The 11259-nt window shown below is 33.5% G+C and carries 7 protein-coding genes and 1 pseudogene; 7 read left to right on the forward strand and 1 reads right to left on the reverse strand.

Features of this window, described 5'->3' with window-relative positions; translation table 11 throughout:
• Positions 1-190: 190 nt before the first annotated feature.
• The 5 genes and pseudogenes from AAA453_RS07405 (at position 191) to pyk (ending at position 6395) form a co-directional block, all read left to right on the forward strand.
• Positions 191-1422, forward strand: a pseudogene (locus AAA453_RS07405) (NAD(P)-dependent malic enzyme).
• 80 nt (positions 1423-1502) lie between these two features.
• On the forward strand, positions 1503-2369 hold the full coding sequence (gene accD, locus AAA453_RS07410) for an acetyl-CoA carboxylase, carboxyltransferase subunit beta (protein ID WP_046465549.1): 867 nt from the start codon (positions 1503-1505) through the stop codon (positions 2367-2369).
• On the forward strand, positions 2362-3306 hold the full coding sequence (locus AAA453_RS07415) for an acetyl-CoA carboxylase carboxyltransferase subunit alpha (RefSeq protein ID WP_285323355.1): 945 nt from the start codon (positions 2362-2364) through the stop codon (positions 3304-3306). Before accD ends, AAA453_RS07415 begins: the two co-directional genes overlap by 8 nt.
• Positions 3307-3645: 339 nt before the next feature.
• Entirely contained in the window at positions 3646-4614 is a 969-nt protein-coding gene (gene pfkA / locus AAA453_RS07420) for a 6-phosphofructokinase (RefSeq protein ID WP_046465547.1), read from the forward strand.
• A 20-nt stretch (positions 4615-4634) separates the two neighbouring features.
• Positions 4635-6395: a pyruvate kinase gene (gene pyk / locus AAA453_RS07425; protein ID WP_046465546.1), complete on the forward strand. Its 1761-nt coding sequence runs from the start codon at positions 4635-4637 to the stop codon at positions 6393-6395.
• A 225-nt stretch (positions 6396-6620) separates the two neighbouring features.
• Here pyk and AAA453_RS07430 read toward each other — a convergent pair whose 3' ends face one another.
• Positions 6621-7985, reverse strand: coding sequence for an amino acid permease (locus AAA453_RS07430; RefSeq protein WP_427704256.1), 1365 nt, complete (start codon positions 7983-7985; stop codon positions 6621-6623).
• A gap of 356 nt (positions 7986-8341) precedes the next feature.
• Here AAA453_RS07430 and AAA453_RS07435 point away from each other — a divergent pair, with 356 nt between their 5' ends.
• Complete coding sequence (locus AAA453_RS07435) at positions 8342-9460, forward strand: citrate synthase (protein WP_046465544.1); 1119 nt, start codon at positions 8342-8344, stop codon at positions 9458-9460.
• A 105-nt stretch (positions 9461-9565) separates the two neighbouring features.
• Positions 9566-10834 carry an NADP-dependent isocitrate dehydrogenase gene (gene icd / locus AAA453_RS07440; protein ID WP_046465543.1) on the forward strand — a complete coding sequence of 423 codons (1269 nt, stop codon included), beginning with the start codon at positions 9566-9568 and terminating at the stop codon, positions 10832-10834.
• Positions 10835-11259: the final 425 nt, after the last annotated feature.

Raw genomic sequence — 11259 nt, forward strand, 5'->3', positions numbered from 1 at the left:
TAATTTTAACTAAATTAAAGATAAGAATTATTTAATGTCAAATCAATCTATATATTTTTATTACAAATATTAACTGTACGGGTGAATTCGACATCTTGTTAGCAATATCATTTGTAATTTAAGTTAGATTGTAATAAAAATATATATGAACTGATTTTTATACTAGTTGAATGTAAAGGGGTAGATTTACATGACATTGAGAGACGAAGCATTAGAAATGCATAGACGAAATCAAGGAAAATTGGAAGTAACGCCTAAGGTTCAAGTTACCAATAAGGAAGAATTAAGTTTAGCTTATTCACCAGGTGTCGCAGAGCCTTGTAAAGAGATACATGAAGATTCTAGAAAAGTTTTTGAGTATACCATGAAAGGCAATACTGTTGCTGTTGTAACAGATGGCACAGCTGTTTTAGGATTAGGCAATATTGGTGCAGAAGCGAGTATCCCAGTAATGGAAGGGAAAGCAGTACTATTTAAAAGCTTTTCTGGTATCGATGGTGTACCTATTGCATTAAACACTACAGATACAGATGATATAGTAAACACTGTGAAATTATTAGAACCGAATTATGGTGGCATAAACTTAGAAGATATTTCGGCACCGCGTTGTTTTGAAATTGAAGAACGTTTAAAAAAAGAAACTAAAATACCAGTATTTCACGATGATCAACATGGTACAGCAATTGTAACAGTAGCCGGTATGATTAATGCCTTAAGAATAGTGGATAAAGATTTATCAGACATTAAGGTCGTTCTCAATGGTGCTGGGGCAGCTGGTATGGCTATCGTTAAATTATTATATTCTTATGGTGTTCGAGATATGATTATGTGTGATTCTAAAGGTGCTATTTTTGAAGGACGCGCTTTTGGTATGAATGATACAAAAGCATACGTAGCTAAATGGACTAATAGAGAAAAAATTGAGGGCAGCTTAAATGATGTCATCAGAGATGCTGACGTATTTATAGGTGTTTCTGTTGCAGATTTATTAACAAAAGAAATGGTTGAATCTATGGCCGATGATCCAATTATCTTTGCTATGGCAAACCCTAACCCAGAAATTCAGCCAGATGTTGCAAAGGCGCAGGTGCAAAAGTAATTGGTACAGGTCGTTCAGATTTTCCAAATCAAATTAATAATGTCTTAGCATTTCCAGGTATATTCAGAGGTGCTTTAGATGTAGAAGCAACACAAATTAATGAAGCAATGAAGCAGGCTGCGGTTGAAGCGATTGCGAATTTAATTAATCCAGAAGAATTGAATCCTGATTATTGTATTCCTGGTCCGTTTGATAAGCGAGTAGCACCGTCAGTTGCTAGAGAAGTTGCAAAAGCAGCGATGGAGTCCGGCGTTGCTAGAAATGATATGGATCCAGAGGAAATATATGAAAAGACAATGAAATTAACAGATTTAGATAAATAATATTCGTTAATACTAAACTCAATACGTAACTTACAGTTAAGTGTAGAGACAGATTGCGATATTTATGTGGAGGTTTACCAATGTTTAAAGATTTTTTCAATAGAAGTAGTAAAAAGAAAAAGTACGTAACCGTATCGGATTCAAAACAAAGCGATGTTCCAGCAGGTATTATGACGAAATGTCCTAAATGTAAAAAAATTATGTATACGAAAGAATTAGCTGAAAACTTAAACGTTTGTTTTAACTGTGATCATCATATTGCACTTACAGCTTATAAACGTATTGAAGCTATTTCTGACGAAGGCACATTTAAAGAATTTGATAGAGGCATGACTTCGGCAAATCCATTGGACTTCCCAAGTTACGAAGAAAAAATCCAAAAAGATCGACAAAAAACTGATCTAAACGAAGCAGTAGTAACTGGAACTGCAAATTTAGAAGGTATAAGTTATGGTGTTGCTGTTATGGATGCTAGATTCAGAATGGGCAGCATGGGTTCTGTAGTAGGCGAGAAAATTTGTAGAATTATAGAGCACTGTATTGAAAACCGTTTGCCATTTATTTTATTTTCAGCAAGTGGCGGAGCTAGAATGCAAGAAGGTATTATTTCGTTAATGCAAATGGGTAAAACAAGTGTGACACTGAAGAAACATGCGGACGCTGGGTTATTGTATATTTCTTACATTACTAATCCAACTACAGGTGGTGTTTCTGCAAGTTTTGCTTCTGTAGGTGATATCAATCTTAGTGAACCTAAAGCGTTAATTGGATTTGCAGGGAGACGTGTCATCGAACAAACAATTAATGAAAAATTACCAGAGGATTTCCAAACTGCAGAATTTCTATTAGAACATGGTCAATTAGATAAAGTAGTACATAGAAAAGAAATGAAAACAACGTTATCTAGTATCCTAAAAATGCACCAAGAGGTGAAAACAAATGCTTGATTTTGAAAAGCCGCTTTTTGAAATAAAAAATAAAATTGAATCATTAAAAGAATCTCAAGAAAAGAATGATGTAGATCTGCAAGAAGAAATTGATATGCTTGAAGCTTCTTTAGAGAGAGAGACTGAAAAGGTATATACAAACCTTAAACCTTGGGATCGTGTGCAATTAGCACGTTTACAAGAAAGACCTACATCTTTAGATTACATACCTTATATATTCGACTCATTCATGGAACTCCATGGTGATAGAAATTACAGAGATGATCCTGCAATGATTGGTGGCATTGGTTATTTGAATGGCCAAGCAGTTACTGTAGTTGGACAACAACGTGGTAAAGATACCAAAGATAATATTTATCGTAATTTTGGGATGGCACATCCAGAAGGTTATAGAAAAGCAATTAGATTGATGAAACAAGCAGAAAAATTCAATCGACCTATTATTACTTTTATTGATACTAAAGGTGCTTATCCAGGTAAAGCAGCAGAAGAACGTGGACAAAGTGAATCTATTGCTAGAAACTTAGTCGAAATGGCTGCGTTAACAGTACCAGTCATTTCTATTGTGATTGGTGAAGGCGGTAGTGGCGGAGCTTTAGGTTTAGGTATTACAAATCGTATATTGATGCTTGAAAATAGTACGTATTCAGTTATTTCACCTGAAGGTGCCTCTGCACTGTTATGGAAAGACAGCAATCTTGCAAAAATTGCTGCAGAAACAATGAAGATTACTGCTGAAGATTTACGTGAACTCAATATAGCTGATGATGTAATTAAAGAACCATTAGGTGGTGCGCATCATGATGTTGAAATTCAAGCACAAAATATCAAAAAAGGGTTTGAATATTATTTAGCAGAATTAAGTCAGCTAAGTAAACAACAACTTGTTGATGACCGATATGCTAAATTTAGAAATATTGGAACATACCACGAATAATAATAAATATACTAAGATTAGCTGTACAGAAATTTATGACGATAGATTTCTGTACAGCTATTTTTTATAGTTGTACAGAAGGAGATTGAGTAAATGCAAACCCTTAACTTATTTAAAAAATAAATACATTGTTTAAGAAATATAATTTAAAGGTAAATATAAAAGAGTGCTCATTTCATTTTTGCCGAAAAATTATAGTAAACGCTTACTAGTTATAATTTAATAGCTTAGATTACTTTAAAACGTTTACATTCGGCACAAAGCCTTATTTTAATGGCACCATTGTATTATTTATGGTATTTTTAGAATAAGAAATACATGTTAGAAAGGTTTGTCGTCATGAAAAAAATTGCAGTGTTGACAAGTGGTGGAGATTCTCCAGGCATGAACGCAGCTGTAAGAGCTGTAGTTAGAAAAGCGATTTTTAATAACATTGAAGTCTATGGTGTTTACCAAGGCTATCAAGGTTTATTAAACGATGATATCGAAAAGCTTGAACTCGGTTCTGTAGGGGATACAATTCAACGCGGAGGCACTTTTTTATATTCAGCAAGGTGTCCTGAATTTAAAGAAGTAGAAGTGCGTAAGAAAGGCATAGAAAACTTACGTAAAAGAGGCATCGAAGGCCTTGTAGTTATCGGTGGAGACGGTAGTTATAGAGGCGCGCAACGTATAAGTGAAGAATGTGAAGAAATCCAGACAATTGGAATACCTGGTACGATTGATAATGATATTAATGGTTCAGATTTTACAATTGGATTTGATACAGCATTAAACACTATTATTGATTGCGTTGATAAAATCCGCGATACAGCATCGAGTCATGCTAGAACCTTTATTATAGAAGTTATGGGACGTGATTGTGGAGATTTAGCATTATGGGCAGGTATGTCTGTAGGTGCAGAAACAATTATTGTTCCAGAGGTAGAAACAGACATTAAAGATGTAGCTGAAAAAATCGATAATGGTATTAAAAGAGGTAAAAAACATTCAATCGTCATGGTTGCAGAAGGTTGTATGTCTGGAGAGGCTTGCGCACAAGAGTTAACTAAGTATATTAATGTTGATGCGCGTGTTTCTGTATTAGGTCATATCCAACGTGGTGGTAGCCCAAGTGGAGCAGATCGTGTGTTAGCGTCACGTTTAGGTGGTCATGCAGTAGATTTATTATTACAAGGGAAAACTGCTATCGGTGTAGGCATTCGTAATAATGAATTAACTGACACACCATTCGAAGAAATATTTAGATCAGATCAACATGAGTTTGATTTTGAAACTTATGAATTAACAAATGAATTATCTATATAAAATACTTGGAGGCATTATTAATGAGAAAAACTAAAATTGTTTGTACTATTGGACCAGCGTCAGAATCGGAAGAAATGCTTGAGAAATTAATGAAAGCCGGAATGAACGTTGCACGTTTAAACTTTTCACATGGTGATCATGCAGAACATAAAGCAAGAATTGATTCAATTCGCAAAGTATCTAAAAAATTAGGTAAAACTGTTGCAATCTTACTTGATACTAAAGGCCCTGAAATTCGTACACATAGTATGAAAAATGGCAAAATAGAACTTGAAAAAGATACTGAAGTCATTGTAAGCATGACAGAAGTAGAAGGTACACCTGAAAAATTCTCAGTAACTTATGATAATTTAATCAATGATGTAGAAGAAGGTTCATATATTTTATTAGATGATGGCTTAATTGAATTACAAGTTAAAAGTATCGACAAAGACAACGGCGAAGTTGTTTGTGATGTACTAAACACTGGCGAATTAAGCAACAAAAAAGGTGTTAACTTACCTGGCGTTAAAGTAAGTTTACCTGGTATCACTGATAAAGATGCTGAAGATATTAATTTCGGTATTAGCGAAGGCGTTGATTTTATCGCAGCTAGTTTCGTACGTCGTCCAAGTGATGTACTAGATATCCGTAAATTACTAGAAGCACAAAAAAATACAACAATCAGTATTATACCTAAAATTGAAAACCAAGAAGGTATCGATAATATCAAAGGTATTCTTGAAGTTTCAGATGGTTTAATGGTTGCACGTGGTGATATGGGTGTTGAAATCCCACCAGAATCAGTACCTATGGTGCAAAAAGATTTAATTAGACAATGTAATAAATTAGGCAAACCTGTTATCACTGCGACTCAAATGCTTGATTCTATGCAAAGAAACCCACGTGCTACACGTGCCGAAGCAAGTGATGTTGCCAACGCAATTTATGATGGTACTGATGCAGTTATGCTTTCTGGTGAAACAGCTGCTGGACTTTATCCTGAAGAAGCAGTTAAAACAATGCGTAATATTGCAGTTTCTGCTGAAGGTGCACAAGATTATAAAAAATTATTATCAGACCGTACTAAATTAGTAGAAACTTCACTTGTTAATGCAATTGGTGTTTCAGTTGCACATACAGCATTAAACTTAAATGTAAAAGCAATTGTTGCTGCTACAGAAAGTGGTTCTACTGCACGTACGATTTCTAAATATCGTCCACAATCAGACATTATCGCAGTAACACCTAATCCAGAAACTGCACGCCAATGTGCGCTAGTATGGGGAATTCACCCAGTAATCAAAGAAGGACGTAAAACTACAGATGCATTATTAAATAATGCTGTAGCTACTGCAGTTGAAACAGAAAAAGTTCAAAATGGTGATTTAATTATTATCACTGCTGGCGTTCCAACAGGTGAAAAAGGTACTACTAACATGATGAAATTACATTTAGTAGGCGATGAACTTGCAAAAGGACAAGGTATTGGTAGAAATTCAGTTGTTGGCCAAACACTTGTTGTTAATAATGCAAGTGAGTTAGAAGGTAAAGATTTATCTGAAACTATTATTGTAACGTCTTCAGTAGACGAAACGCTTGTACCTTATATTGAAAATGCAATTGGTTTAATCACAGAAGAAAACGGCATCACTTCACCAAGTGCGATTATTGGTTTAGAAAAAGGTATTCCTACAGTTGTTGGTGTTGAAAACGCAACTAAAGAAATACAAAATGATGTTTTAGTTACTATTGATGCAAATCAAGGTAAAATCTTCGAAGGTTATGCTAACGTTCTATAATAAATTTACGAATATAAACAAATAGGCGGTTGTAAATTCCTATTTGAAATAATAGAAGACATTGAGAGTTAATTGAATTTTAAATTCAGTTAACTCTCTTTTTAATTTTCACTCAATCTTATATAAAATCACTAAGATTACTATTTTTAATCATAATAAAAACTATCCATACACATTGGTTCGCGAACAATGTGTATAGATAGCTTATTTTGAAAATATCTTCTTTTATTTATCTTGTGTACGTGCTACTTTTTTATATCTTAAGTACATTAAACTTAAGGCAACGAACCATATTGGTGTTAAAAATACTGCTGTTCTTGTAACCTCACTTACGAATAATAGACAAAATACTAAGAAGAAAAATATTAAGATGATATAACCCATATATTTACCGCCAAGTAATTTAAAATTAGCCTGTTTGTGAGCTTCTGGGTTACGTTTAGTATAATTGATATAAGCAACGGTGATTAACGCCCAAACGGCTAAAAACAACACTGTAGATACAGTTGTGATATAAGTGAAGACGAGTGTCGCATTCGGTACAATATAATTTAATAAAGCTGCGATCATCAGTAAAGCGCATGAGACAAATATTGCAATGTGCGGTACACCATTTTTATTCGTTGATGCAAAATAAGGTGGTGCTTGTTTTTGATTAGAAAGACCAAAGAGCATACGACTGTTAGAAAAAATACCACTGTTACAAGAAGATGCCGCTGCAGTTAGTACAACGAAATTAATAATGCCTGCTGCAAATGGAATACCGATTAGAGCGAACAATCTAACAAATGGACTATCGTCAGGATTTATAGCATTCCATGGGATGATTGACATAATCACAGCTAACGCGCCTACATAAAAAACTAATATACGTAAAGGCACACTATTAATTGCTTTCGGTAAGGTCTTAGTTGGATCTTTAGTTTCACCCGCAGTCACACCTATTAATTCGATACCCACAAATGAGAATACAGCCATTTGGAATGACATTAAAAATCCATTAACACCTTTAGGGAATATACCATTAGTGTATAAATTAGATAATGAAGCATGTCCAAATTGTGTGTCATAGGCCATAATAATCATAATTGCACCAACAACAATCAAAGCGAGAATCGTTACAATTTTTATGATTGCAAACCAAAATTCTAATTCCCCAAATAATTTAGCACTTAATAAATTAAGTGACATAAGTACAAGTACACAGAACAAAGCACTGATCCAATTTGGAATGTGAGGAAACCAAAAACTTACATATTTAGCTACTGCAGTTACCTCAGCCATACCAGTAATAATCCAACATAACCAATAAGTCCAACCAGTTACAAAACCTGCAAATGAACCAATGTATTGATTCGTGACATCGGCAAAAGACTTGAAATTAGTATTTGTAACAAGCATTTCTCCTAAGCCACGCATAAACATAAATAGCATAAACCCAATGATAATATATGTAAGTAAAATAGAAGGGCCAGTTAACGCGATAGTTTGACCAGCTCCTAAAAATAGACCTGTACCAATTGCGCCACCAATTGCAATCAACTGGATGTGCCGATTACTTAGTTCTCTCTGTAATTCATTGTTTGACATAATCTACTACTCCTTCATTTTGTCGTTTTATTATTATGCAACTGTCTTTAAAATATTACAACTGTTTTTTAACTGAATCATAAAAAAAGTTAAGGATAAAACTACATTAATAATTAGTTATTAATAATGATAACCAAATGAAAAGTAATAAAAATTGAACTGTAAGGCTTTCCATACTAAAATGAGATTATAACACCGTTTCATATCATGACGTGTTTAAGGGTATATAAACAAATACTTATTTCTTAGTGTTTTGGCAAGAGGATTAAACTTTAAATATTCACAAAAGGGACGAAATTGGATATAATGGTTAATGAAAGCCATTTCATAACGAAATAGAAAAGGGGAATTTATATATGGCAGAGTTACAAAAAGGTTTAGAAGGGGTAATTGCATCTCAAACTAAAGTAAGTTCTATCATTGATAGTCAATTAACATATGCAGGTTATGATATTGATGATTTAGCTCAAAATGCTGAGTTTGAAGAAGTTGTCTTCTTATTATGGCACTACCGATTACCTAATGAAGAAGAATTAAAAGAATTAAAAGAAAAGCTTTTTGAACACATGACACTAAATCCTAGAGTGTATAATCACTTTAAAGAGTACGCTACTAGTAATGTGCATCCAATGACAGCGTTAAGAACTTCTGTGTCTTATATTGCCCATTTTGATGAACATGCTGAAACTGAAAGCGATGAACAAACAATGGAACGTGCAATACGTATTCAAGCTAAAATAGCTTCTCTTGTTACAGCATATGCAAGAGTTAGAGAAGGTAAAGAGGTTGTAAAACCAAATAGTGATTTAAATTATGCAGGAAACTTCTTATATATGTTAAGAGGGGAACTACCTACAGATATCGAAGTTGAAGCGTTTAACAAAGCGCTTGTATTACATGCTGACCATGAGTTGAATGCCTCAACATTTACAGCAAGATGTGCTGTTTCATCATTATCAGATATGTATTCAGGCATTGTTGCTGCAGTTGGTTCATTAAAAGGCCCACTTCACGGTGGCGCAAATGAACGTGTCATGAGCATGCTAGCTGAAGTGAAATCAATTGATGAAGTTGATAATTACATCGATAAAAAAATTGAAAATAAAGAAAAAATTATGGGCTTCGGACACCGTGTATATAAAGATGGTGATCCAAGAGCGAAATACTTAAAAGAAATGAGTAGAAAAATCACAGCAGAAACAGGTCAAAGTCAATTATTTGATATTTCCGTTAAAATTGCTGATAAGATGAAAGAAGAAAAAGGCTTAATAGCCAATGTGGATTTCTTTAGTGCGACAGTTTATCATAGTATGAACATTGAGCATGATTTATTCACTCCAATTTTTGCGGTAAGTAGAACTTCTGGTTGGATTGCACATATCTTAGAACAATATAGAGATAACCGAATTATGCGTCCAAGAGCTGAGTATATTGGTGAAACAGATAGAAAATATGAACCAATAGAAAAAAGATAATAAGTTTAATCATTTTCATTACAGTTTTTATTGTAATAATGAATGTATAAACAATATTTTTGAAAAGTATTTAATCAATAAAACAAAACACGGAGGTTTTTTTACATGTCAGGAGAAAAAATAGTAAAATCACAAGAAGGTTTAACAGTTCCAAATAATCCAATCATCCCATTTATTATCGGTGATGGTATTGGACCAGATATCTGGAATGCGGCAAGCAGAGTAATCGATGCAGCTGTTGAAGAAGCTTATAACGGTGAAAAGAAAATCGAATGGAAAGAAGTATTAGCTGGACAAAAAGCTTACGATGAAACTGGCGAATGGTTACCTAAAGAAACACTTGATACAATTAATGAATATCTAATTGCTATTAAAGGTCCTTTAACAACACCAATTGGCGGCGGTATCCGCTCACTTAACGTTGCTTTACGTCAAGAATTAGATTTATTTACATGTTTACGCCCAGTACGTTGGTTCCAAGGCGTTCCTTCACCAGTTAAACGTCCTGAAGACACTGATATGGTTATTTTCCGTGAAAATACTGAAGACATTTATGCTGGTATTGAATTCCAAGAAGGTACTCCTGAAGTTAAGAAATTAATTGAATTCTTACAAAATGAAATGGGCGCTAAAAATATTAGATTCCCAGAAACATCAGGTATTGGTGTGAAACCAGTTTCTAAAGAAGGTACAGAACGTTTAGTACGTGCTTCTATACAATACGCTTTAGAAAATAATCGTAAATCATTAACTTTAGTGCATAAAGGTAATATCATGAAATTTACTGAAGGTGCATTTAAACAATGGGGTTATGATTTAGCACATAACGAATTTGGTGATAAAGTATTTACTTGGCAGCAATATGATGAAATTGTTGAAAAAGAAGGTAAAGACAAAGCAAACGAAGCGCAAGAAAAAGCAGAAAAAGAAGGCAAAATTATCGTTAAAGATTCAATTGCTGACATTTTCTTACAACAAATCTTAACACGTCCATCAGATCATGATGTAGTGGCTACAATGAACTTAAATGGTGACTATGTATCTGATGCATTAGCAGCACAAGTTGGTGGTATTGGTATTGCACCTGGTGCAAACATTAACTATGAAACTGGACATGCTATTTTTGAAGCTACACATGGTACAGCTCCAAAATACGCTGGACAAAACAAAGTTAACCCATCATCTGAAATTTTAAGTGCAACACTAATGTTAGAACACTTAGGTTGGCAAGAAGCTGCAGATAAGATTACTGAATCAATTGAAAAAACAATTGCTTCTAAAGTAGTAACTTACGACTTTGCCCGTTTAATGGATGGTGCTAAAGAAGTATCTACTTCTGACTTTGCAGATGAACTTATTAAAAACATCAAATAATATAAATTCGTATTGATTTTAAAGTTACCAACAATATCTTAGGATTTTGTTGGTATTTTTTTGTTTTCACGATTTAGTAAAAATGCACCACAAAGAGTATTTAATTCATATAGTTTTAAATGTAAATTGTAAATTTAAGGATAGTATTTAATGTAAATTAACACGGAGGATTTCAGGGAACTGCATATTTTCAGTGATATAAGTGTTCATCTTGTTAATTAAATGTTAAGATTTTGTTAACGTATAATTTCAGGAAAATTCAGTAAAACAAAATCAACAGCACAACAGATTGTTAACAGTACAATTACATTAAATTCATGAATACTTAATTTGTTTCTATAATATAGGCATTGTAAAGTTTATGTGAAAAGAATTTAAAGTATGTTATTTTTATTTAAATATAAGTTATAATTAATTTGTAAACA

The organism is Staphylococcus parequorum (genome assembly GCF_039237145.1).
GTDB lineage: Bacteria > Bacillota > Bacilli > Staphylococcales > Staphylococcaceae > Staphylococcus > Staphylococcus equorum_A.

What these genes read in the sequence shown, in the direction of transcription:
- pyk (WP_046465546.1), top strand. Translation starts at nt 4,635, where the DNA reads ATGAGAAAAACTAAAATTGTTTGTACTATTGGACCAGCGTCAGAATCG.
- accD (WP_046465549.1), top strand. Translation starts at nt 1,503, where the DNA reads ATGTTTAAAGATTTTTTCAATAGAAGTAGTAAAAAGAAAAAGTACGTA.
- AAA453_RS07435 (WP_046465544.1), top strand. Translation starts at nt 8,342, where the DNA reads ATGGCAGAGTTACAAAAAGGTTTAGAAGGGGTAATTGCATCTCAAACT.
- icd (WP_046465543.1), top strand. Translation starts at nt 9,566, where the DNA reads ATGTCAGGAGAAAAAATAGTAAAATCACAAGAAGGTTTAACAGTTCCA.
- AAA453_RS07415 (WP_285323355.1), top strand. Translation starts at nt 2,362, where the DNA reads ATGCTTGATTTTGAAAAGCCGCTTTTTGAAATAAAAAATAAAATTGAA.
- AAA453_RS07430 (WP_427704256.1), bottom strand. Translation starts at nt 7,985, where the DNA reads ATGTCAAACAATGAATTACAGAGAGAACTAAGTAATCGGCACATCCAG.
- pfkA (WP_046465547.1), top strand. Translation starts at nt 3,646, where the DNA reads ATGAAAAAAATTGCAGTGTTGACAAGTGGTGGAGATTCTCCAGGCATG.